This window comes from Halalkalibacter alkaliphilus (assembly GCF_023555415.1).
GTDB classification, from domain to species: Bacteria; Bacillota; Bacilli; order Bacillales; family Bacillaceae_D; genus Halalkalibacter; species Halalkalibacter alkaliphilus.
On record NZ_JAKRYL010000022.1, the window covers coordinates 42,351 to 67,314 of the forward strand.

The 24,964-nt window shown below is 39.4% G+C and carries 21 protein-coding genes and 1 other RNA gene; 16 read left to right on the plus strand and 6 right to left on the minus strand.

Going from position 1 to position 24,964, the window contains the following annotated elements:
* Positions 1-17 precede the first annotated feature (17 nt).
* Both nagB and nagA read right to left on the minus strand, forming a co-directional pair.
* Entirely contained in the window at positions 18-758 is a 741-nt protein-coding gene (gene nagB, locus MF646_RS17985; protein ID WP_250097900.1) for a glucosamine-6-phosphate deaminase, read from the minus strand.
* Positions 755-1,948, minus strand: a complete 1,194-nt coding sequence (nagA, locus tag MF646_RS17990) for an N-acetylglucosamine-6-phosphate deacetylase (protein WP_250097901.1) — start codon at positions 1,946-1,948, stop codon at positions 755-757. The genes nagB and nagA overlap by 4 nt, the downstream gene beginning before the upstream one ends.
* Positions 1,949-2,173: 225 nt before the next feature.
* Here nagA and nagE point away from each other — a divergent pair, with 225 nt between their 5' ends.
* From nagE to ssrA, 9 genes are all read left to right on the plus strand, one after another.
* Positions 2,174-3,535: an N-acetylglucosamine-specific PTS transporter subunit IIBC gene (gene nagE, locus MF646_RS17995; protein WP_250097902.1), complete on the plus strand. Its 1,362-nt coding sequence runs from the start codon at positions 2,174-2,176 to the stop codon at positions 3,533-3,535.
* A 1,051-nt stretch (positions 3,536-4,586) separates the two neighbouring features.
* Positions 4,587-5,444 carry an ABC transporter permease gene (locus MF646_RS18000; protein ID WP_250097903.1) on the plus strand — a complete coding sequence of 286 codons (858 nt, stop codon included), beginning with the start codon at positions 4,587-4,589 and terminating at the stop codon, positions 5,442-5,444.
* 33 nt (positions 5,445-5,477) lie between these two features.
* Entirely contained in the window at positions 5,478-6,272 is a 795-nt protein-coding gene (locus MF646_RS18005) for an ABC transporter ATP-binding protein (protein WP_250097904.1), read from the plus strand.
* A 532-nt stretch (positions 6,273-6,804) separates the two neighbouring features.
* On the plus strand, positions 6,805-7,035 hold the full coding sequence (gene secG / locus MF646_RS18010; protein WP_250097905.1) for a preprotein translocase subunit SecG: 231 nt from the start codon (positions 6,805-6,807) through the stop codon (positions 7,033-7,035).
* A 202-nt stretch (positions 7,036-7,237) separates the two neighbouring features.
* A complete protein-coding gene (locus MF646_RS18015; protein ID WP_250097906.1) occupies positions 7,238-7,954 on the plus strand; it encodes an alpha/beta hydrolase in 717 nt (238 codons plus the stop codon).
* Complete coding sequence (locus MF646_RS18020) at positions 7,935-8,681, plus strand: alpha/beta hydrolase (protein ID WP_250097907.1); 747 nt, start codon at positions 7,935-7,937, stop codon at positions 8,679-8,681. Before MF646_RS18015 ends, MF646_RS18020 begins: the two co-directional genes overlap by 20 nt.
* A gap of 42 nt (positions 8,682-8,723) precedes the next feature.
* Complete coding sequence (gene rnr, locus MF646_RS18025; RefSeq protein WP_250097908.1) at positions 8,724-11,102, plus strand: ribonuclease R; 2,379 nt, start codon at positions 8,724-8,726, stop codon at positions 11,100-11,102.
* Between the two features lie 501 nt (positions 11,103-11,603).
* Complete coding sequence (smpB, locus tag MF646_RS18030; RefSeq protein ID WP_250097909.1) at positions 11,604-12,077, plus strand: SsrA-binding protein SmpB; 474 nt, start codon at positions 11,604-11,606, stop codon at positions 12,075-12,077.
* 173 nt (positions 12,078-12,250) lie between these two features.
* Positions 12,251-12,587: a transfer-messenger RNA gene (gene ssrA, locus MF646_RS18035) on the plus strand.
* A gap of 499 nt (positions 12,588-13,086) precedes the next feature.
* Here ssrA and MF646_RS18040 read toward each other — a convergent pair.
* A complete protein-coding gene (locus MF646_RS18040) occupies positions 13,087-13,323 on the minus strand; it encodes an LAGLIDADG family homing endonuclease (protein ID WP_250097910.1) in 237 nt (78 codons plus the stop codon).
* A 408-nt stretch (positions 13,324-13,731) separates the two neighbouring features.
* On the opposite strand from MF646_RS18040, the gene MF646_RS18045 reads away from it, so the two are divergent.
* The 5 genes from MF646_RS18045 to MF646_RS18065 are packed head-to-tail and all read left to right on the plus strand — an operon-like array spanning position 13,732 to position 20,004.
* A complete protein-coding gene (locus MF646_RS18045; RefSeq protein ID WP_250097911.1) occupies positions 13,732-14,760 on the plus strand; it encodes a LacI family DNA-binding transcriptional regulator in 1,029 nt (342 codons plus the stop codon).
* Between the two features lie 28 nt (positions 14,761-14,788).
* A complete protein-coding gene (locus MF646_RS18050) occupies positions 14,789-16,024 on the plus strand; it encodes an ABC transporter substrate-binding protein (RefSeq protein WP_250097912.1) in 1,236 nt (411 codons plus the stop codon).
* Positions 16,025-16,076: 52 nt separating this feature from the next.
* On the plus strand, positions 16,077-16,940 hold the full coding sequence (locus tag MF646_RS18055) for a carbohydrate ABC transporter permease (protein WP_250097913.1): 864 nt from the start codon (positions 16,077-16,079) through the stop codon (positions 16,938-16,940).
* A gap of 2 nt (positions 16,941-16,942) precedes the next feature.
* Positions 16,943-17,761 (plus strand): carbohydrate ABC transporter permease, encoded by an 819-nt coding sequence (locus tag MF646_RS18060; RefSeq protein WP_250097927.1) that lies wholly within the window; start codon positions 16,943-16,945, stop codon positions 17,759-17,761.
* 56 nt (positions 17,762-17,817) lie between these two features.
* A complete protein-coding gene (locus tag MF646_RS18065) occupies positions 17,818-20,004 on the plus strand; it encodes an alpha-galactosidase (protein WP_250097914.1) in 2,187 nt (728 codons plus the stop codon).
* 105 nt (positions 20,005-20,109) lie between these two features.
* Here MF646_RS18065 and MF646_RS18070 read toward each other — a convergent pair whose 3' ends face one another.
* Positions 20,110-20,445, minus strand: coding sequence for a hypothetical protein (locus MF646_RS18070; RefSeq protein ID WP_250097915.1), 336 nt, complete (start codon positions 20,443-20,445; stop codon positions 20,110-20,112).
* Between the two features lie 171 nt (positions 20,446-20,616).
* Here MF646_RS18070 and MF646_RS18075 point away from each other — a divergent pair, with 171 nt between their 5' ends.
* Entirely contained in the window at positions 20,617-21,519 is a 903-nt protein-coding gene (locus MF646_RS18075; RefSeq protein ID WP_250097916.1) for a VanZ family protein, read from the plus strand.
* A 41-nt stretch (positions 21,520-21,560) separates the two neighbouring features.
* Here the strand turns inward: MF646_RS18075 and MF646_RS18080 are convergent, their stop codons facing one another.
* On the minus strand, positions 21,561-21,890 hold the full coding sequence (locus MF646_RS18080; RefSeq protein ID WP_250097917.1) for a spore coat protein: 330 nt from the start codon (positions 21,888-21,890) through the stop codon (positions 21,561-21,563).
* Between the two features lie 65 nt (positions 21,891-21,955).
* Entirely contained in the window at positions 21,956-22,258 is a 303-nt protein-coding gene (locus MF646_RS18085) for a hypothetical protein (RefSeq protein ID WP_420842541.1), read from the minus strand.
* A 342-nt stretch (positions 22,259-22,600) separates the two neighbouring features.
* On the opposite strand from MF646_RS18085, the gene MF646_RS18090 reads away from it, so the two are divergent.
* On the plus strand, positions 22,601-24,961 hold the full coding sequence (locus MF646_RS18090; protein ID WP_250097918.1) for a 3-hydroxyacyl-CoA dehydrogenase/enoyl-CoA hydratase family protein: 2,361 nt from the start codon (positions 22,601-22,603) through the stop codon (positions 24,959-24,961).
* Positions 24,962-24,964: the final 3 nt, after the last annotated feature.

Genomic DNA, 24,964 nt, shown 5'->3' on the forward strand with positions numbered 1-24,964 from the left:
AATATAATCGTCTCCTTTCAGTGCATAACGCCAATACCTTTTAGTGCCTTTTTATCTGCAATTATTGTAACATGAGGATGCTTTTTCAAAATAGAAGCAGGGAAGTCTTCAGTAGGTTCTTCCTCAGTAAGCAGTCGTTTCAAAGCAGCGTTTTTATCCTCACCTGAAACAAGTAATAAAATTTCTTTACTAGCTATAATTGACGCAATTCCCATTGTAATGGCATGAGTTGGCACATCGTGAATAGAGTCAAAAAAACGAGCATTTGCTTCCCTTGTTGATGGGGCTAATTCTATGACGTGAGTTGTGCTGAGAAAAGGTGTACCAGGTTCGTTGAAGCCGATGTGTCCATTAGCGCCAATCCCGAGAAGCTGGAGGTCGATGCCACCCTGAAACTTGATTTTCTCTTCATATTCTCTGCATTCTTGTTCCATCTTCAAAGCTAGTCCGTTTGGAATGAAGATGTTCTTACGGTTAATATCAATATGATTAAAGAAAGTTTGGTTCATATAGTGATGATAACTATTTGCATTTTCTGGATCCAGGCCGATGTACTCATCTAGATTAAAGGTGGTGACGCTGTTGTAGGATGTTCCGTTGTTTTTATGATCTTCTATTAACAACTCGTATGTTTTTTTCGGAGTTCCGCCTGTTGCTAAACCAAGAGTTAGATTTGGTTTTTTCTTAATTTTATCGCTAATATAATTTGAAGCTAATTGGCTTAGCTCTTGATATTGCTTCGTTTCAATAACTTTCATTTGTTACTTCCTCCTTCGTAAGCAATTTTGCCGTTACATAATGTGAAAACTACATTTAAATGTTTATCTAGTATTGTTAGATCAGCATCTTTTCCAACAGCAATACTCCCTTTTTGATTCCACACCCCAATTTGCTTTGCTGGATTCTCAGATGCCATAACGGTAATCTCTTGCAGTGAACAACCTGTATATTGAATCATATTTTTAATTGCGTCGTTCATCGTTAAAATACTTCCGGCTAACGTTCCATCTGATAAGAGAGCTTTTTGATTGGAAACTTGTACCTTTTGTCCACCAAGATCATAAGTTCCATCTTTAAGCCCTTTTGCGCGCATAGCATCAGTGATCAAAATGATCTCACTTGCGCCTTTGGTGCGATAAGTGCTCTTAACGATAGCTGGATGAATATGAATTCCATCGACAATCATTTCCACCTTGAGCTCATGATGTGCTAGTGCTGCACCAGCAACTCCAGGTTCACGATGGTGAAATCCACGCATTCCATTGTATAAATGAGTAACATGGCTAAGGCCTTTTGAGATAGCTTCTTGGATTTTATTATAAGATGCATCAGAGTGACCAATTGAGGCAATAACACCTGATTCTGTTAGATAACGAAGTAGTTCCAAGCCATTTTCTCTTTCTGGAGCCATCGTCACTAGTTTGATTAATCCACCTGAGAGTCGTTGCCATCTCTCAAAAAGAGATAAATCTGGCTCTTGAATAAATGAAAGAGGCTGGGCACCTGCTCTCTCAGGCGATATGAAAGGGCCTTCTAGATGAATGCCGAGCATTTCAGCGGCAGGCTCCTCTTTAATAGTAGATGAGTAAGTGGCAGCGTTTGATAGGGCTGCTTCAATTTTATCGCTTGATTGTGTAATCGTTGTTGCTAAGAAGCTTGTTGTTCCTTCTCTAGGAAGAGAACTAGCCATAGTGGAAAGGGCTGATGGTGTTCCGTCCATTGTATCTGCACCTTTCACACCGTGGATATGAATGTCAATGAACCCAGGAATGAGTGAGAAATCAGGTGTTAAAGTAATGATTTCGTCTGCTTTTTGATCAGCATTGTCTGTGAAAGGACCGATATTGATAATTTTTCCTGCTTTTATTTTGATAAATCCTTGTTCGAAAACTCCACCTTCGTGATACACTGCTATGTTCGTAATCAATAAAGACTTATTTTTATTCATAATCTCCCCCTGATAAATTCTAAAATCCCTTTGTAATTATTCTACCGCGCGCACTTAGAGTTGTCTATACCAATTTTGAGTTATAAGAATATTTACTATGTTTAATTCTGTACAAACCCTATTTTATACTGTTTAAGGCTTGTGGATAGGTATAGACAACTATACTTTGTGGTGGTAAGATAATTTCATTATTAACAACTATTTTTTACTAAGGAGATGAACAACATGCTTAGTTTTCTTCAAAAAATTGGTAAGTCGCTCATGCTGCCAATAGCCGTTCTACCTGCAGCCGCCCTACTATTGAGACTAGGGCAAGAGGATTTATTAAATATCCCCTTTATGGCAGGTGCTGGAGCTGCAATTTTTGATCATTTAGCTCTTATTTTTGCGATTGGGGTTGCGATTGGTTTTGCTCATGATAATAATGGATCTGCTGCTTTAGCTGGTGCAATTGGATATTTTGTGCTTGTCAACGGAACACAAGCAATAGATGAAAATATTAACATGGCGGTATTAGGTGGGATCATAAGCGGGATTATTGCTGGACTTTTATATAACCGCTTTCATAACATTCGCCTCCCACAGTGGCTTGGCTTCTTTGCAGGAAGACGCTTTGTTCCAATTATCACAGCTGCTACGATGGTTGTACTAGCTGGAGTATTTGGAATTGTTTGGCCTCCGATTCAAGATCTTATAAATGGACTTGGACAGTGGATTATTGAAGCAGGTGCATTTGGAGCTGGGGTGTTTGGTCTCTTAAATCGACTTTTGATTCCGATTGGTTTGCATCATGTTTTGAATAGTTTAGTTTGGTTTGTATTTGGTGAATACAACGGGGCTACTGGAGATTTGAATCGTTTCTTTGCAGGTGATCCGACTGCAGGTATTTTTATGACAGGTTTCTTTCCAGTTATGATGTTCGGTCTTCCAGCTGCTTGTTTGGCGATGATCATGACAGCTAAAAAGGAGAAGAAAAAACAAGTAACCGGTATGTTTATTGGTTTAGCTTTCACTTCATTTTTAACCGGGATTACGGAGCCGATTGAATTTTCGTTTATGTTCTTATCTCCAATTTTATACGGTATTCATGCGATCTTGACAGGCGTATCGATGTCTTTAACTTATGTACTTGAAATAAGACATGGCTTTGGATTTTCAGCTGGATTTATAGATTATATGTTAAACTTTGGAATCGCTCAGAAACCGTTATTTTTGTTAGTCATTGGCTTAGCTTATGGGGCAGTATATTTCGTGATCTTTTACGTAGTCATTCGTGCAATGGATCTAAAAACACCGGGACGTGAGGATGATGAGGATGGAGAGGCTAGCAATCCTGAAACCTCTGGAGATCGCTATAGCATTATGGCAGCTACGTTTATGGAAGCACTAGGTGGAAAAGCAAATGTGAAAGCAATTGATAACTGCGCAACGCGATTAAGATTGCAAGTAGTGGACATGGAAAAGGTAGATGAAAGCATGCTTAAGAAAAATGGTGCAAAAGGAGTCATGAAACTAAATAAGACAGATATCCAAGTCATTGTCGGAACCGATGTCGAGTTTGTCAGTGATAAAATGAAGCAGCTATAAGGAAGAAATGATTTAAGTAAGTAGTTCCGTTTTCGTGGAGAAACACTGCAAATAGCATCCGAATTATATTGTTGATATATCAACGTTTTATAGACATGTGACTCATAATAACATAGAAAATAGCACCCCGAATGACATACTGACAATGGCTGTAGTCATCGTGTAAAAGAGGGGGCTATTTTACTTGTTATTTTGTTTATGTGGTAAACATAGTTGAAGTCCAACTAACGATGGAGGATTGTTCAATAGTTCAAAGAAAGTAGAGGAAATTCAACTTTAATAAGAGGTATGGAGAGAGCCAATTAGCGGAGATTTTTCAGTTAGACTGCAGACTAGAGACGGTTCGGGGTATATAAGCGGAGATTTTCCGATTAAGCAAAGCAAAATGATCCATTTTCACGTTTTTCGAGTAAATAGTCGGAATCTTTCCGTCTATTTAAGCTATTTCAGTGCTATTTCCTAATTAAGGGGAATTTCTCCGCTTATTTATCAAATTCGCTTTAGCGTCAGCGTCAAATATGAACTTGTAGAATCGGGAGCTTTAGATTAATAAGTACATTACATTAAGGCATAACCTCACATTTTTTTGTGAGAGCTATGCCTTATTTATTTATGAAGCCTATAGGCTGCTCTGTAAAAACAAAATTTAGTTATCATAAATGTAAGATTTTATTGGAACTGATTTTTGAATAGAACGACGAATGTGTGGGATTAATCCTTCATTAGTTAATACTTACAAAAAGTCTAAGTAACTGTCTGCTAGTAAAAAACATTGAGAGGTTATCTAACTATTTACAACAAAATTCCAGTTATTTAAATTACTCTTACCATATATTCGAACTATCTAAAAATTGTACATGTTTTTGTGGATTGTAACTAGGGTTCTCATACATGCGAAAGGGAATGGTACTTTTTCCTAGCTAATGAGGGACTTGTATAATCAAATACAAAAGGAGGAGTATGATGAAGACGAGCAATATAAACGAGATATTTATCAATATCAGTACAAGTTCAAGTATACCCAACACAAATAAAGGTGGTGCTATTCATCATGTCTAGAGAAGCTGTAAATAGACCGGGTCAAGTTGTTGTAAATAATTCAGCAGTAGACGCAGTGAATAAGAAGAGTAGTGAATTGATGAAAAAAGCTCTTCCTCCTGTTGTAGCTCTCATTTCTTTTATTGCCTTTTGGCAAGTGGCGGTCACCTTAATTGGTACACCCCATTATATTTTGCCAAAGCCAACAGATATTTTTGATGCAGCTGTGAAAAATTGGAGCAATCTATCAGCCGCTTTAATGACAACGATTGTGAGTGCCGTTTCAGGCTTTCTACTAAGTGTGGTAGGCGGGATTGGAGTGGCTGTGTTAATGGCAAGTTCCAAACTGATTGAAAGAAGTTTTTACCCATATGCCATTATCCTGCAAACAATTCCGGTTGTAGCGATTGCACCGATTATTGTCATTTGGTTCGGCTCCGGAATGAACGCCATTGTGATCATTGCTTTTACGATTGGATTTTTCCCAATGTTATCAAATACGTTAATTGGTCTAAATGCAACAGATCATAATATGAAAAATTTGTTCTACCTTTACAATGCTTCTAAGTGGCAAGTTATGTGGAAGTTGCGTTTTCCGGCAGCACTTCCATACATCATAGCAGGAGCGAAGATATCTTGTACGTTAGCTGTTGTTGGTGCGATTGTTGGTGAATATATTGCAGGTGTTGGCGGTGGAGCTGGTGGTTTGGGATATGCCATTACCGTTGCTGCCTCAAGGTTACAAACTTCTTATTTGTTTGCATTAGGATTATCAGCGGCAGTGCTTGGAATTGCTTTCTTTTTACTAGTTAGTTACATCTCAAGAATGTTCTTAGCTTCTTGGCATGAATCGGAAATGGAACAAGAGTAGGAATGAAACTTTATTTGAGAGGGGTTTGGGGATATGGAATTAGCAACTTTGGAGATGAAAGAGAGTACGAAAGAACAAAGCTCTATACTACGAATCAACAATGTTAGTAAAATTTATAACGAAACTATTACAGCATTGAGTGAAGTTAATTTAGATATACCTGAGGGGGAGTTTGTCTCTTTCGTTGGTCCATCAGGTTGTGGAAAATCAACAATATTTAAAATTATAGCAGGCTTAAGTGAACCAACATCAGGAAAAATTGAGATGGTCTCGCCATCTCAGCAAGAAAAGACGATAGATCGAAATGAAGTAGGATTTGTGTTTCAGCATGCTACTTTACTACCATGGAAATCTGTGTTGGATAATGTGGCTCTTCCACTCGAGTTAAAAGGGGTACCAAAAAAAGAGCGCCAAGAGAGAGGAAAGGAAGTTCTAGGAATGGTTGGTCTAGAGGGGTATGAAAAGGCACTACCAAGACAACTTTCAGGTGGGATGCAGATGAGAGTCTCTATTGCTCGTTCGCTCATTGCCAAGCCGAAGCTTCTTTTAATGGATGAGCCGTTTGGGGCACTCGATGAAATGACGAGACAAAATTTACATTACGAGCTCCTTAAAATTTGGAAGAGAACAGGGATGACCGTTCTATTTATTACTCATAACGTCTTTGAGTCTGTATTCTTATCAACGAAAATTGCTGTTATGAGCGCTAGACCAGGACGAATTACAAATGTATTTGACGTACCTCCTTATGAACGAGATGACTCATTTCGTAGTACTGCTGAGTTTAGCCATCTCGTTGGTGAAATTTCAAAAGGACTGCAACACTAATTGTTGCAGCTGCCAAAGGGAAACCCACCCTTTGTCCTGATAAGAGCGACCATGTTGCGCTGGCTTCACTCGCCGTGCACTTAAAGGAGAACCCCGCTCCTTTAAGCTTAAAAGATAACGTCGGCTCCGCTCATCGCTAAGATGCAGCTGCCAAAGGGAAACCCACCCTTTGTCCTGATAAGAGCGACCATGTTGCGCTGGCTCCGCTCGCCGTGCGCTTAAAGGAGAACCCCGCTCCTTTAAGCTTAAAAGATAACGTCGGCTCCGCTCATCGCTAAGATGCAGCTGCCAAAGGGAAACCCACCCTTTGTCCTGATAAGAGCGACCATGTTGCGCTGGCTTCACTCGCCGTGCGCCTAAAGGAGAAACCCACTCCTTTAGGCTTAAAACAAAACGTCGGCTCCGCTCATCGCTAAGATGCACCTACCAAAGGGAAACCCACCCTTTGGTAGGTGCATATTTCTATTGTTCTTTAGCTTATTTTTGTGGTACATTAGTATAAGCGCAAACTGTGCTTGGAGGTGTAGATATCGTGCAAATGTTCGCAACAGTTTTACTCGTTATTGTATCAATTAGCTTGATTGCAGTCGTTTTATTACAATCTGGAAGAAGCGCGGGTCTTTCAGGAGCGATTTCTGGTGGAGCGGAACAGCTTGTTGGAAAGCAAAAAGCTCGTGGGATTGATGCGGTATTAATTAAAGCAACTGTCGTTTTATCTGTGTTATTCTTTGTCCTAACCGTTACGGTTGCATATTTCTTGTAATGTTCAAGCAGTAGGTGCGATGCCTGCTGCTTCTTTGTTATATTTTCTAACATAAAAAGGGCAGCCTAAAGGATTAATGAGGTTAGGGATACATAGAATAAGGGTATGAAGGATAAGTACGGGGGAATAGCTTCTACTGGATATATGTCAACAGAAAGCGTCGAATTCTTAATCAGCAATGATTAGAAGGGTGTGAGAGAATATGATTGGCTGTCTATGTTTGCATGGCTTCACTGGGGAACCGTGGGAAGTAGAGCCTGTTTCAACATATTTTCTTGAGAACAAGCGTTGGCTTGTATATACGCCAACGTTGCCAGGGCATGGTCCAAAGGGGGATTTGCGTGATGTTACATACCAGCAGTGGGTGTTTACAGCGGAGGTTGCCGTATGTGAATTGTTAAGTCGTTGCGAAAAAGTATATGTGATTGGATTTTCGATGGGCGGGATGCTTGCATGTTACATTGCGGCTAAGTACGAAGTGTCGAAACTTGTTTTGTTGAGTGCAGCAGCATACTACGGAAATCCGCAGCAACTTTTGCAAGAGCTGAAGGACAAAGTGCGCCTCCGAGTGCTTGGTGAGCTTGACCAAGATGAGCATTATTTATTATATAGGAAAAAAATTATGGATACTCCGATGACGGCTGTCTTTCAATTTATGCAGGTCGTAAAAAAGATTAAGCCCTATATTAACAAAGTATCAATTCCAACGTTGATATTGCAAGGGGAACAAGACGGGATTGTTCCGCGTAAAAGTGCGCTTTACCTTTATGAAACAATTAGTTCTGAACAAAAAAAGTTAAACTTTTTACCTGAGTCTAAGCATTTGATTTGTCATGGCTTTGAAAAAGAGTTACTAATTAATAAGATTGAGGCATTTTTGTGTAGAGAGGAAGATGAAGATGAAAGTGGTTGTACCTAAGCCATTTACGTTTGAAGGAGGAGACCGGGCTGTTTTGCTGCTTCATGGTTTTACTGGAACAACAGCTGATGTCAGAATGCTTGGTAGACATTTACAGAAGCTCGGATATACTTGTCATGCACCATTATATAAAGGACATGGTGTCCCTCCTGAAGAATTAGTACATACAGGTCCAGAGGATTGGTGGAAGGATGTAGTAGAAGGGTATGAGTTCCTAAAGAGCAAAGGCCATGAAGAAATTGCTGTTTGCGGGCTTTCACTCGGAGGGGTATTCTCATTGAAAATAGGGTACACTCTACCTATAAAGGGCATAGTGCCGATGTGTGCACCGATGAAGCCGAAAACAGAAGATGCTATTTACAAAGGTGTGCTTGCTTATGCCAAACAATATAAGCAGTTAGAAAAGAAGGCGCCAGAGCAAATTGAAGAAGAGATGGCTGCGTTCGCTGATTCGCCAATGGGAACCTTAAATGGCTTGCAAGGATTAATAAATGATGTAAAAGATCATCTTGATTATATTTATTCTCCTATTTTTGTTGTCCAAGCAAGACATGATCAAATGATTGATATAGAGAGTGCCAACATTATTCACGACCATGTTGAGTCTGATCAGAAGTCATTAAAATGGTACGAAGATTCAACGCATGTTATTACATTAGATAAAGAAAAAGAACAGCTTCATGATGATGTGTATCAATTTTTGGAGTCACTTGATTGGACCGTCTAGACAAACATAGAAAGAAGCTGTTAACGAAAGGAGAAGAAAACATTGAATGAAGAATTGATTCAACAACTGTTGTCGCACTTTCGCGAAACAGCGGAGAAACCTCTTTCTATAAAAGAAATTGAAGATTCGTTTAATATTAAAAGCAGTGATGAATTTAAAGAGTTAGTCAAAGCGTTAAATGAGTTGGAACATAGGGGGCTCGTTGTTCGAACAAGAACGGACCGTTACGGGATTCCAGAAAAAATGAATTTAGTGCGTGGACGTGTTCAAGGCCATGCAAAAGGCTTTGCATTTATTATTCCTGAAGAACCAGGAATGGACGATGTGTATGTGACAAGTGGAGATTTGAATAGCGCTATGAATGGTGATACTGTCCTCGTTCGATTAAATCAAAAGTCATCAGGATCAAGACCAGAAGGACAAGTCGTTCGGATTGTCGAGCGCGGGACGACTGATGTCGTCGGTACGTACCAAGATCAAGGGTCATATGGCTTTGTTATTGCTGATGATAAGCGCGTTGCTAATGACATTTTTATACCTCAAGAACAAGCAGCAGGCGCAGTGGATGGACATAAAGTTGTTGTTAAAATAACAAAGTATCCAGAAGGAAGGATGAGTGCAGAAGGGAAAGTCATAAAAGTACTTGGGCATAAAAATGATCCAGGTATGGACATCCTTTCGATTATTTACAAACATGGGATTCCTATTGAGTTTCCGGATGAAGTGATTGAGCATGCTAATTCTGTGCCAGACAGCATTGATCCTGATGATTTAAAGGATCGCCGTGACCTTCGCGATGAAACGATCGTAACGATTGATGGAGCCGATGCTAAGGATTTAGATGATGCTGTTCATGTAAAACGCTTGGAGAATGGAAACTACTTATTAGGTGTTTCGATTGCAGATGTCACTCATTATGTGAAAGAAGGATCGCCAATTGACCAAGAAGCGGCTGACAGAGCGACAAGTGTCTATTTAACAGACCGCGTCATTCCAATGATCCCACATAGACTTTCCAATGGAATATGTAGTTTGAATCCTAAAGTTGATCGATTGACGCTTACGTGTGAAATGGAAATTGATGCTAATGGCCAAGTGGTTAGCCATGAGATTTTCCAAAGTGTCATCAAAACGACAGAACGTATGACGTATTATGATGTGAATAAGATTTTAGTTGATAAAGATGAAGAAACACGTAAGAACTATGAGTCGTTGGTTCCGTTTTTTGAGGAAATGGAAGAATTAGCAGCAATCTTACGGAAGAAGCGTTTTGAGCGTGGGGCGATTGATTTTGACTTTAAAGAAGCAAAAGTGCTTGTGGATGAAGAAGGAAAGCCGACAGATGTTGTTATTAGAACAAGATCTGTAGCAGAGAAGCTTATTGAAGAATTTATGTTAGCAGCGAACGAAACAGTTGCTGAGCATTTTCATTGGCTGAAGCTTCCTTTTGTTTACCGAATTCACGAGGACCCAGATGCCGAGAAACTTGGCAAGTTTCTAGAATTCATTACGAATTTTGGTTACGTTGTGCGTGGGAATGCGAATACAGTTCATCCGCGCGCTCTTCAAAAATTATTGGAGGAAATTAAAGGCGAGCCAGAAGAAACGGTTATTAGTACAGTTATGTTGCGTTCAATGCAACAGGCGAAGTACGATACGAACAGTCTAGGGCACTTCGGGTTATCAACAGAGTTTTATACGCATTTTACGTCGCCGATTAGACGTTACCCCGATTTGCTTGTGCACCGCTTAATTCGCACGTATTTGATCAAAGGAAACGTAGATGAAGCAACGCAAGAGCATATGAATTCGGTATTACCTGAGTTGACGCGCCACGCCTCGGAGATGGAGAGGCGTGCTGTTGAAGCAGAGCGCGATACAGACAGTATCAAAAAAGCTCAGTATATGGAAGATAAAATTGGTGAAACGTTCACTGGTATGATCAGTGGAGTAACAAATTTTGGGATGTTCGTTGAGCTTGAAAATACAATTGAAGGTCTCGTTCACGTTAGTTACTTAACAGATGATTATTATCATTATGATGAAAAGCAATATGCGATGATTGGTGAGCGTACAGGGAAAACGTTCCGCATCGGTGATGAAATCGAAGTAAAAGTGACAAATGTGAATGTTGATGAAGCGTCAATTGATTTTGAAGTCGTCGGAATGAAACCGCGCGAACGCCGTGAAGTACGAGATCGCCCGAAAGTGATTGTCGGCGGTAAACGTGAAGGTCGCGGCGGTGGTCGAAATGCTGGTGGGAAGGGCCGTGGCGGTCGCGGAGGCCCAGGTGGAGATCGTAACGGTAGCAAAGATGGAACTAAGAAAGACGATAAAGCTGGTGGGAAACGTAAAAAGAAAAAGTTTTACGAGAATGCACCTAGTGTGAAGCGGAAAAAAGGGAAGAAGCGTCGGAAGTAGTAAGTGCAAGTTGCCTAGAGAGAAGAACCCAATTCTCTCTAGGCTTTTAAAGATGTAGTTACTCGAATGATAAAAAAGAAGATGCGGACTTTCGTCTTAATAGTGCGAACCTGCTTGCGATGGCTACGCTCACCGCAAAGAGTGCACGGAAAAAGGAACCCGCCTTTTTCTTAATAAAGAGGCAATGGCTACGTACAATGCGCCTAGAGAGAAGGACCCAATTCTCTCTAGGCTTTTAAAAGATGTAGTGACTCGAATGATAAAAAAGAAGGGCGGATCTTTCGTCTTTAATAGTGCGAACCTGCTTGCGATGGCTACGCTCACCGTGCGCTATTTAGGAGAACCCCACTCCTAAATAGCTTAAAACATAACGGTGGCTTCGCTCATCGCAAAGAGTGCACGGAAAAAGGAACCCCACCTTTTTCCGTGCACTCTTTGACTTTCGTCTATTTCTTTTGCTATCATAGAAAGAAATGTCGCATGAATAAAAGGGTGTAGGAGATGGCTGTAAAAGATAAAGATCGTAATGTAATTGCTCAAAACAAACGAGCCAGTCATGATTATTTTATTGAAGAAACCTATGAAGCAGGTATTGTTTTAAAGGGAACAGAAATCAAATCAATGCGAGCAGGTCGGATGAACTTGAAAGATTCGTTTGCCCGTATTTCTAATGGAGAAATGTATCTTCATAATGCGCATATTAGTGAGTATGAACAAGGGAATCGTTACAACCACGAGCCAACCCGTGCGCGTAAGCTGCTGCTTCATAAGAAGCAGATCAATACGTTAATTGGTCAAACACAGCAAAAAGGCTATGCGCTTGTTCCGCTGAAAGTGTATATTAAAAATGGATTTGCCAAAGTTTTAATTGGTCTTGCTAAGGGTAAGAAAAATTTTGATAAGCGTGAGACATTGAAACGTAAGGATGCTAAGCGTGAAGTCGAGCGTGCATTAAAGGATCGAATGAAAGGCTAAAGATGCAATTGGTTCTACTGGTAGTTAATTACCAGTTGCAACGATTAGTCAGTATGCTATAATAATAAGTGTCCAGAGCGAGAGTTACTTAATACCTTTTGTTCTGGACGATTGATTTTATAGCACTTAGTTTGCGAGTGAAAACCTCACAACTAACTTTAACTTGGGGACGTTTTGGATTCGACAGGGATAGGTCGTGCTTACGTGGCGAGTCGAGGGGGTCGGCCTCGTTAAAACGCCAAAGCCATTAACTGGCAAAGAAAACAACAACTTCGCAGTAGCTGCCTAATAGCACTCTGCGGTTCCACCCTCCATCGCCCATGTGGTAGGATCTGGGACTCACTCTAAGTGGGCTACGCCGGTTACCCTCCGTCTGAGGGTGAAGGAAGAGAACAATCAGACTAGCCTCATGGAAGCCTGTCATTGGGCCGAAGTGTTGGCGAAATGCTAATACAGTGACTACGCTCGTAGAAGCGTAAGTGTCGTTATTCTTGGACGTGGGTTCGATTATGGAAATAGTCGCCTCGTGTGGTGACACATGAGTGATAACTTGGCTTTATCGATGAAGTCTACGTCATCTATTGATGATAAGGTAACATCGAGCGGTATGTGGAGTAATCCAACAGCCGTGTATCGACTTATAGGCTGCCTATTTAAGTTAGGTAGTACTAGGATGGAGCATTCAGTCAGGAATCTGGCAAATATATATGCTTCATAATACGCCAAGGGACTTGATGGTGATCAAGTTCAAGATATAGTCAGTGCCAATGCGAAAGCTTGGAAAAACATGTCCCACCGTCTCCACCAAAACCATACCGTGAACCGCATGACTGCATAGGTCATGCGGTTCTTTTTATTTTATAGATAAAAATTCTTTTTCAAATTGTTGTTTTAAGAGTAGTTTTTCTGGAGTGTGTTTACCGTTTCGGGGAGTCAGTTCATCATATTTTTGTAAAATTAGAGTTGCTCTTTTTTCTTTTGGGTAATCACGAGATAAGGAGTAATATAATTAAGTACTTTTTATAGTTAATACGAAAGAGTTTTTATGCAATGAAGGTTTGTAATTTTTCTTGCTAGTAATATACCCGCCAACTAACTGTTGAATATAGACGAGCAATTCTTTGTCAGTACTAGCAATGGAAATAATCGGTCTTCTATTCTCGTTGCGGTGCATTTTAGTTAACGTGATGGTACCTTCCCCATCTACAATTCCTGCAAGATAAGCGGCTTCTGTTAAAGTTAACATCCTATTACCCCCTCGAATGGGAATGTATGTTCTTTTTTTATTATTAAATGAATTTTAGGGGGATATAAAGGAATTTATTAACAATAAAATAAGCAATAATTTTTAGATATCAACAAATAATCAAGTTTAGTATTAAAAAACTACTTGCTAATTAATTAAAAATATAGATAGTAGTAAAAACACCAAGTAAATTTTACTTGGTGTTTTTACTTATTTTATAGTTGTGTCATATTTAATTGTTGAATTTATAACTGTTTTTAATAATATACCACCTATAATGACAAATTTTTAGTAAAAAAGTAAACAAAAAGACAGTAAAAAAATAGTTGTTAAACCGTTTTCAATCTGTTAAACTAAAAAAAAACGGTAAAATAAAACAAAAGTTTACCAGTAAAAAGTGGGGATATGATGGCTACAATAAAAGAAATAGCTGAAAAAGCCAATGTTTCGATATCGACAGTCTCTAGAGTTTTGAATAATGACGAAACGATTACTGTGATGGAAGAAACTAGGAAAAGAATTATTCAGGTAGCAAAAGAATTGAACTACATTTCTAGAAAGAAAAATGTAACGCCGATTCAACCGAAAAAAGAAAGCGTAAACATTGGTCTTCTAATGGGGTGTAACCAAGAAGATGAATTTGACGATCCCTATTTTGTAGCTATACGAAAAGGAATAGAAGAGCAGTGTATTCGCAAAAATATGAAAATATCGAAGTTTATTCGCCTGAAAAATCGGACGGATGATCAGTCACTTGAAGAATTAGATGGGTTAATCGTTGTTGGCTACCGAAACACTGATAAAATCGAGGAACTATATAAACAGAGCAAAAATATTGTTTTTGTGGATAGTGAATCACCAGGTTATGACTGTGTAATAAGCGACCTGAAAGAAGCGTCTGATAAGGTCATGAATCATCTATATCAACTAGGACATAAAAAGATTGGTTATATTGGTGGTCCAATCAACGATCCGGAAATGAAGCCTAATAAAGATAATGATGTTGCTGAATGGAATGTTAGAAAACAGGTGTATGAAGCATTCATGAAAGAAAAAGGCTTATTTAATCAGGATGATCTTTACATTGACCAATGGGGAACTTCTAGAGGATATGAAGTTATGAAAGAGGTTATCGCAAAAGGGGACGTCCCAACTGCCTTTTTTATTGGAAGTGATCCAATGGCCATTGGTGCCATGCGCGCGTTAAATGAGGCTAAGAAGAAGATACCTGAAGATGTAGCGATTGTTAGTGTTGATGGCATTGAAGTGTCTAAATTTGTGAATCCGCCTCTTTCAACTGTGAAGATCTATACTGAACAGATGGGGAAAACAGCAGTCAATTTGCTTCAAGAGCGTATGGAGGGGAGGAAGATTCCTCTTAAAGTCATTGTTCCTACAGAGTTACTAGTTAGAGAGTCATGTGGAGGCAACGCTTAAAAAACTTACATTTTAGGGGGAAATAGAGATGAAAAGAATAGTAGGTACAGTTTTATCAGGAGTGCTAGCAATAGGATTATTAGCTGGTTGTGGTAGTGGGGGAGGAAGTGGTGCTGCAGACGGTACGGTCACTTTAGAGTTCTTCCAATTTAAATCAGAAGCTGTTGGTACGTATGACAAATTAATTGAGAAATTTGAAGAAGAAAACCCTGGAATTAAAATTGAACAAAATCATGTTCCGGAATCAGACACTGTTATTTTATCTCGTTTATCACAAGGGGACGTCCCTGAAATTGTAGCAACAAATGGAAACAGTGTGTACGGTGAGTTAGCGCGTGGAGGAGCGTTTGTTGACTTCACTGATGATGAACAAGTAGACCGTATTATTCCGGCTTACATTGATATGATTAACCAACTATCAGATAACGGACAAACTAATGCGCTTCCACATTCTGCAAACGCAAACACAGTCCTATACAACAAAACAAAGTTTGAACAATTAGGCTTAGAGATTCCTACAACATGGGATGAGTATATGGAAATTGTAGAAACAATTGAAGCAGCTGGAGAAACTCCATTCTATTCAGCGTATGGAGAAGCGTGGACAGCGCTGCCGCCGTTTAATGCACTAGCATCAAATTTACATGGCGATGACTTTTTTGAAAAACGTCATGCAGAAGAGACAACTTTTGCAGAGCGTTATCCAGAGGTAGCAGAAAAAATGCTTACAATGATGGAGTATACAGATAACGATGTATTTGGAACGAACTACAATCAAGCGAACACAGCCTTTGCGAATGGAGAGTCAGTAATGTACATGATGGGGGTTTGGGCAATTAGTCAGATCCAAAATGCGAACCCTGATATCGAAATCGGTGCCTTTGCGCTTCCTGCAACAAACAATGCTGAAGAAAACCGTCTTGTTTCAGGTGTTGATACATTGCTTACGATCTCATCACAAGCAAAGCATCCTGAAGAAGCAATGAAGTTTGTGAGCTTCTTATTAGAAGAAGAAAACGTTCAGTTCTACATTGATGAGCAAAAGTTATTCTCAGCTGTAGAAAATGTGTTCCAAGAAGATCCTACGGTTGTTGACTTACAAGTGCACTTTGAAGAAGGTACGATCACGAGCTTTGCTGATCACTACTACTTCCCAGGTATGCAAGTAGAGAACTTAATCCAAGAGTTCTTAATCAACAAAGATATCGAACAATTCCTACAAACAATGGACAATGAGTGGGATAAAGTACAAGCGAGACAATAATGAACAAAAGGGGCAGCGAGTGCCCCTTTCCTCATAAAAGGAGAGGATAACGATGAAGAAAAAAATGAATCCTTATTTATTAATGATTCTTCCTGCTTTTATTATATTCTTTGCTTTTCATACGTTTCCGGTTATCCAAGGAATCTTTTATAGTTTCACAAACTACCGAGGATATGGGGACTGGAATTTTGTAGGATTCAGAAATTATATTAACGTTTTTCAAGACTCGCGAGCAATGGATGCTTACATATTTACGTTCAAGTTTGCCATTGTTTCAACGGTTCTCGTTAACATTATTAGTTTAGTAATTGCTCTTGGATTGAATGCGAAAATTAAATTTAGCAAGACATTACGTGGCGTGTACTTCATGCCAAACATTTTAAGTGTATTGATTGTCGGATTTATCTTTAACTATATTTTTGCCGTCTTTCTTCCGTCGATTGCTCAAAATCTTGGGATGACGACACTTGCAACTAATATCTTAGGGAACCCGGACTTAGCTTGGGTTGGGATTGTTATTGTTGCGGTTTGGCAAGCAGCGGCATTTAATACGATTCTGTATTTAGCAGGACTTGCAACGATTGATCAAGGGCTTTATGAAGCATCAAACTTAGATGGTGCGAACAAATGGCAGGAGTTCTGGAAAATTACATTCCCTCTTATTGCTCCATTTTTCACGATCAACATGGTTCTTGCGATGAAGAACTTCTTAATGGTGTTTGACCACATTATGGCGTTAACAGGCGGGGGGCCAGGACGTTCAACCGAGTCAATCTCTCTACTAATCTACCGTGGTGGTTTCCAAGGCGGGGAGTTTGCCTACCAATCAGCTAATGCGGTGATTTACTTCATCGTCATTGTCACGATTTCGATTATTCAAATTCGTTTCTTGCAGAAGCGGGAGGTGCAAATGTAATGATGACGAAAAAAATAAACTGGACTGTCACAACATTACTTATCGTTGGATCAATCGTTATTTTGTTCCCCCTTTATTTAACTGTCGTGAATGCATTTAAAACGCCACAAGAAACAGCACAAAGCATTCTTGCACTCCCATCTTCTTGGAGCATTGAGAACTTTACAACAGCGATTGAGATGACGAACTTCTTTAATGCGCTAGGAAACAGTTTCTATATTACGTTCTTTACCGTTATTTTAACCGTTTTAACGAATTCACTTGTCGCTTATGCGATTGCTAGAAACATGCACAAACGCATCTATAAAATTTTATTTTATTATTTTGTTAGTGCGATGTTCGTACCATTTCCAATCATCATGTTACCGATTGTCAAACAAATGAGTGCGCTAAACTTGAACAATCCGACTGGGCTGATTATTTTGTACGTAGTATATGGCCTAGCGTTCAATATATTCTTGTATGTAGGGTACATTAAAACAATTCCAAAAGAGTTAGAAGAAGCAGCGATCATTGATGGATGCAGTAGATGGGGTGTGTTCTGGAGAGTCGTTTTCCCACTGCTAGCACCGATGAATGCAACGGTTGGAATCCTAACAGCGCTATGGGCCTGGAATGACTTCATGTTGCCGCTTGTTATTCTATCAGATCGTCATGATGCAACGCTTCCGTTAGTACAGTATATTTTCCAATCGCAATTTAGCGTAAACTACAATCTAGCATTTGCATCTTATTTACTAGCGTTATTGCCGATGTTGATCGTGTATCTATTTGCACAAAAATGGATTATTAGTGGAGTAACAAAGGGAGCAATTAAATAAGAGAAACCTAGGAAGAGGGGCTGTTTAGATGCCTCTCAAAAATCAGGGGGGACACCATGGCTATTACGTTTAACAAAGAAACAAAAACATTTCACTTAAAAGCTAAAAACACGAGCTATGTGATACAAGTTATTAATGATGGCTATTTAGCTCATCTATATTGGGGCAAAAAAATAAATGAGTATAATCACTCAAACAAGGTTCGTTTTCGAGATAGAGGATTTTCACCGAACCCTGTTCCAAGTGATCGAACGTTTTCATTAGACACATTACCGCAAGAATACCCGGCATATGGCAATACAGATTTTCGAACGCCAGCTTATCAAGTTCAGCTTGAAAATGGCAGTACGATCACCGATTTGCGCTATCTTTCTCATACGATTGTAAAAGGAAAGCCGACACTTGAAGGGCTTCCCGCGACATATGTGGAGTCGGAAGATGAGGCGGAAACGTTAGAAATCCTCCTTTTTGATGAACTAATCGGCTTAAAAGTGAAGCTGCTTTATACGGCATATGCTGATCTTGATGTGATTACTCGTTCGGTTCAGTTAGAGAATGAAGGCTCTTCTAATTTGAAAGTGTTAAAGGCTTCTAGTATGAATGTCGATTTTCAAGATAATCAATTTGAGATGATCACACTTTACGGAGCTCATGAAAGAGAACGTTTTATTAATCGGACAGAGCTACGTTACGGAGTTCAATCGATTGAAAGTCGTCGTGGGACGAGCAGCCATCAGCAAAATCCATTCGTTTCGTTAGTAAGAAAAGACACGAAGGAAGATCATGGTGACGCGTACGGGATTAATCTTGTGTACAGCGGGAATTTTGAAGCTTCTGTCGAAGTCGATCAGTTTGACTGCACACGTCTAACGATGGGAATCAACTCATTTGACTTTACATGGCTTTTAGAACCAGGTGAAACCTTTACGGGACCTGAAGCGGTTTTGGTTTATTCATCCAATGGACTTGGAGCAATGTCACGAACCTTCCATAAGCTTTACCGCACGCGTTTGTGCCGAGGTGAGTTTAGAGATCAGGAACGTCCAATTCTTATTAATAACTGGGAAGCGACGTATTTTGATTTTAATGAAGAAAAGAGTACAGACATTGCGCGTAAAGGAAAAGATTTGGGGATCGAGCTATTCGTATTAGATGACGGTTGGTTTGGCAAGCGTGATGATGACAATACATCACTTGGCGATTGGTTTGTTGATAAAAAGAAGCTTCCAAATGGGTTGGAATCGTTAGTGGACAACGTTCGTAATACGGATATGCAATTTGGTCTTTGGTTTGAACCGGAAATGGTATCTGAAAACAGTGATTTGTTCCGTGAGCATCCAGACTGGTGCATTCATGTTCCAGATCGTAAGAAGTCTACAGGAAGAAACCAATTAATATTAGATTTTTCTCGAAAAGAAGTGTGTGATGAAATGATCAACAGAATTTCTATGATTCTTTCAAGTGCACCGATCACGTATGTAAAATGGGACATGAATCGCCATATGACAGAAGCGGGCTCAGCAACACTGTCAGCAGAACGTCAAAGAGAGGTAGCGCATCGTTTTGTCCTTGGGGTGTACCGAGTGATGGATGAAATCACAACAAAGTTTCCTCACGTTTTATTTGAAAGCTGCTCAGGTGGGGGCGGACGTTTTGACCCTGGAATGCTCTATTACATGCCGCAAACATGGACGAGTGATAACACGGATGCGATTTCACGATTGAAGATTCAATACGGCACAAGTTTAGTTTACCCTATTAGTTCAATGGGAGCGCATGTGTCTGATGTACCGAATCATCAAGTAAATCGAATTACGTCACTTGAAATGCGTGGGCATGTCGCAATGTCTGGAAACCTTGGCTACGAACTAGACTTAACGAAGATGACGGATGAAGAGCAACAGATTGTTGTCGACCAAGTAGAGTACTACAAAGAAATCCGACCGCTTATTCAATTCGGTGACTTCTATCGTCTACTAAGTCCGTTTGAAGGCAACTACACAGCGTGGATGTTTGTCTCTGAAGATAAGTCTGAAGCCGTGTTTGCTCATTTTAGAGTATTAGATGAAGCGAACTCTGCTTTTGTCTCAGTGAAATTACAAGGCTTAGATCCAGATAAAAAGTACACGATTGCTGAACTTGGGGAGTCGTACTACGGTGATGAGCTAATGAATGTTGGGATCAACATTCCGAAAGTAAAAGGCGATTTCACAAGCGTCATGTGGAGACTGAAAGCAGAATGAACGCTTTAGTGTAGTAAAGAGGGTCTGACCCCTACCTATAAGGGTATATTCAATATAAAAACTGTCTCAAAAGGAAAACCTTGTTGAGGCAGTTTTTTGTGTTCTTTAACACTTTCCACCGATACATATAAAACTTGCGATGACTTGGTTTTTAGAGTTTCTTACATATGCATTGTAAGGTATATCCTCATTGAGGGTTCTAAGTTGACTGACCATTTCTATACTAGTAAATGTTTTATGAACGGTTGCGTCAAAATCTACTAATGTAAAATCACTAATATCGACTTTCATTTCATGCCCTTCCTTGGTGAATAGCCATAAATCTTTATCGGAAACTTCAAAGAAATCTATCGTGACGTTGCGCAAACTAACATCATTAAGATGAATGGTTACAGGTAATTGATTGTTTCTAAGATATTCAACTAGAGTCACAATTGCCATACGATCACCAACCTTTTTAATTGTTGTTACATTGTATGACAAGTTATTCGTGAATATGTAATTCAAAAGCTAAATTAATAGAATCATTCCTAGTTGATGATAAGAAGGCCGATTATTAACCTATGTTATAATAGAGTACGGAAGAATCTACGGATAAAATAGGAGTAAATAATGAAAAAATGGTTAAAGATCGTAGTTTTTTACTGGTTGCCTGTTTTGTTTGTAGCAGCGATGATTTTTACGGCATCTTCTCAACCTTATGAGCAACAAGACATAAGACCATATATTTCTCAAGCTACGGATTTAGAAAAAATGAAAGAGATGTATAATCAGCTAAAAGTAGAACATGTGCAGCATCGTCTGTATGTGGAAGAGAACGGCTTTAAGCGGACGTTGCAGGTTATTGTGGATAGGTGGAAAGTACTCGTTTTTATAATTGGTATTGCCACTGCACTTGCCTTTGTCACAATTGTCACCTATGTCATAAAGGCCGTACGCAAACATGGATATAAACAAGTTGGGAAAGCGTCGGGATTTGTTGCAATCCTCATTGCGATAAGTGGTGTGTTAGCGTTTCTAGGAATGTTATTTGCGTTTCGAATCGAGGAATTATTAATCATCATGAAAAATCAACTGACTAATGGGCGAGCACAAAGCATTCTAGAAGGTATTCGTTTTCAATATGCAGGAAATGAAATTAGTGTGGAACGATTAGGATTTGAGAGCTTTATTGAATTCTTAATTCGAAAAGGTGCTCATTTTGGGTTTTTCTTCCTTTTAGGGTTTTTGACATACCGAGCACTATGGGCTAGTGGATGTATGAAGAAATTGAGTTATTTTGGATCCCTGCTTTTTGTGCTACTTTATGCGATCTCAGACGAAATCCATCAAGCTTTTACACCGAATCGAACTCCATTAGTCCAAGATGTTATCTTAGATTTTTCAGGTGGACTTACAGGTGTGACGCTGGCTTTTATTTTGTATATGGTCATTTCTGTTAATAAGAAAAAAGCAGAAAGCCAAAAGCCGCTTCAAATCAAATCAAGAATGGATCGCAGAAAATTTAAAGGTTAAAAAAGCACCAAAAGGTCCGAACGACCTTTTGGTGTCTAATGTTATTGCTGATAAGGAAATTGCGTACTATAACCAGAAAACTGTTGGTGCGATTGATCAATTTTTTGTTGATCTTCTGCTTCCAAGCCATAAAACCCTTTGCGGAACATCGTGTTGTAAAGCTCACGTTGACAATTTTGTGTTTCGTTAAAGATTTGAGAAAGATCTTGGTATAATTGATCATTACTCATCTCATTTAACGCAACACTATAATTATTTGTCATCATTTTTGCACACGATAAAATATCGTTAATATAGTCACGATCGTTCATCTGTGGAGTTTTAGGAACTTGCATTTCTGGATTTTGAATTTTTTTTGATTGCTGATTCATGATGCAAATACCTCCTATAATCTAAAGTTATTCAAAAAGGGAGAAGTGTCCTTTTGGAATGAACTTTACTGCATTGGTATTGATTGCTGTTGTTGCTGTGTTTTTAAGTGACTTAGGATTTTTTGATAGTGACGTTGATGCATTTGACCAGTTTTCTCTAAAACGGATTTAATTTCTTGGTCTTGACATTGCTCTGCGAAGGAGTGAGCTTTCTTCATCGCAAGTAAGTTCCAAGAAAGCATATCGTTTATATACAAATGGTCCTTTGTTGTAATAATAGGAGGTGGTGTTTGATACGTCATTTGTTGCTGTTGTCCACCCATTTGGTTTTGCATCCCCGCTTGCTGTTGATTTTGCATTCCTTGCATCTGATCCATCATATACCCTCCTTTGGATGTTGCGCTGCAACGTATCCGTCATTCGGATACTTTATTAGTGTAGAGACAAAGACGTATTATTATGTAATGAACAAGTAGGAGGTGTTACCATAATTTAGTTTTTGCTGTTTTGCGATAAAATCTAAAGGTATCATTACACTTTACAAATTTTTCTGAATTATGTATTGCGTAATTTAGAATTATTAGGTATGATAATTTTAGAAAATGACAATTGACTGTCGTTATTTTTTTGCGGAAATAATGAATGAGTATTCATTCGTTAACTTTATAAGCCATTATTTATTTTATTCAAATGGTAAAAGGGGGAGAAGTATGACTCGTCATATAAGGAAAGTTGCAGTAATTGGTTCAGGCGTGATGGGCTCAGGGATTGCAGCTCATTTAGCAAACGTCGGTATCCCATCATTATTACTTGATGTTGTGCCGAACGAAGTAACCCCTCAAGAAGAGGCAAGAGGTTTGACGCTTGAAGATAAGGTAGTTCGTAATCGCTTTAGTACGACCGCGATTCAAAAACTAGCCAAGCAAAAGCCGGCACCACTTTCATCAAAAGCAAAAGCTTCTTACATAGAAGCCGGAAACCTCGAGGATGACTTACCCCGACTTCAGGAAGTTGATTGGATCATTGAAGTAATTGTTGAAAACTTAACTATTAAGCAGCAGCTATTAAAAAAAGTAGATGAGGCCAGGAAGCCAGGAACAATTGTCAGCTCAAATACATCGGGAATTTCCATTGAAGCTATGTCAATAGGGTTATCCGAAGATTTCCAAGCTCACTTTCTTGGAACGCATTTTTTCAATCCACCAAGATACTTAAAATTATTAGAAATTATCCCGACAGAAAAGACAAAGGATGAAGTTACGACATTTATGAAAGCGTTTGCTGAAGAGGTGCTTGGAAAAGGTGTCGTCGAATGTAAGGATACACCGAATTTCATCGCGAACCGTATTGGAACATATGGATTACTCGTTACAGTAAACGAAATGATAAAAGGCGGTTATTCAGTTGGGGAAGTCGATTCGGTCACAGGTCCGTTACTAGGACGTCCGAAAAGTGCTTCGTTTAGAACGCTTGATGTGGTCGGACTTGACACGTTTTTACATGTAGCAAAAAACGTGTACGATGTCGCTAGTGGTTCTGAAAAAAGTATATTCGATCCTCCACCATTTATGAAAGATATGGCTGAAAAAGGCTGGCTTGGAAGCAAAAGCGGCCAAGGATTTTATATAAAGCAAGGAAAAGAGATTCTTGAGTTAGATCCTAAAACTCTTCAATATGACGAGCGAAAAAAGTTAAAAGCACCTTCGATCGAACGTGCAAAACAAGCTAAAAAATTGCCGGATAAATTAAAAACGTTAACATATGCCGATGACAGGGCTGGGAGGCTCATTTGGAATTTACTAAAACCAGTTCTCCTTTATTCTGCCGACAAAGCGTATGAAATAGCATACGACATTTATGCGGTTGATCAAGCTATGAAGTGGGGTTTTGGTTGGGAGCTAGGTCCGTTTGAAACGTGGGACGCCATCGGTGTAGCAAAGTCTGTAGAACGAATGGAAGCAGAGGGAGACACCGTTCCAGCATGGGTAAAAGAAATGCTTTCCTCTGGTCAAGAAAGCTTTTATCAAGGAGGCTCCTATTATCATCAAGGGAGATTTGAGGCGAAGCCTGTTAACGAGAAGGTCGTCAACCTAAAATCATTAAAGCCAGATAATATTGTATTCAAAAACTCAGGTGCTTCTTTACTTGATATTGGTGATGATGTAGCACTGCTTGAATTCCATTCACCGAACAACTCGATTGGTGCAGATGTTATTCAAATGATTAATAAATCAATCAAAGAAGTAGAGAAAAATTATAAAGGGCTCGTCATCAACAACCAAGGGAAAAACTTCTGTGTTGGTGCGAACTTAATGATGATTTTGATGGAAGCACAAGATGATAACTTCTTTGAGATCGACCTCGTTGTACGCCAGTTCCAACAAGCAATGGCTAATATTCGTTACTCAGAAAAGCCAGTGGTCACAGCTCCTTTTGGAATGACACTAGGAGGAGGAACCGAAATTTGTTTGCCATCAGCTAGCATTCAAGCATCTCTTGAAACATATATGGGTTTAGTTGAAGTCGGAGTTGGGTTAATTCCAGGTGGTGGAGGAAACAAAGAGCTCTACCTTCGCAACTTAGCCAAATCAGATGGAAAAGATCTTCAATCGGTTGCCAATAAAACGTTTGAAACGATTGCGATGGCGAAAGTGTCAACATCTGCACAAGAGGCAGTTGATCATGGCTTCTTAGGTATAAAAGATGGCATTGTCATCAATGGAGACTTCCTTATTGACCGTGCGAAAAATGAGGTTCTTCATTTAGATAAAAAAGGGTATCGTCCACCGGAAAGAGCGAAGATTCCAGTCGTTGGTGAAACCGGTTATGCAACAATGTTACTTGGTGCAAAGACGATGAAATTTGGTGGCATGATTTCCGATCACGACTTGAAAATTGCTGAGAAACTAGCATTCTCTCTTGCTGGTGGTAGAGTTGCAAAAGGAACACTTGTCGACGAACAGTACTTGCTTGATTTAGAACGAGAAGCATTTCTTAGCCTAGTTGCCGAGCCGAAGTCGCAACAACGAATGCAATATATGCTAACAAAAGGCAAACCACTTCGTAACTAATTG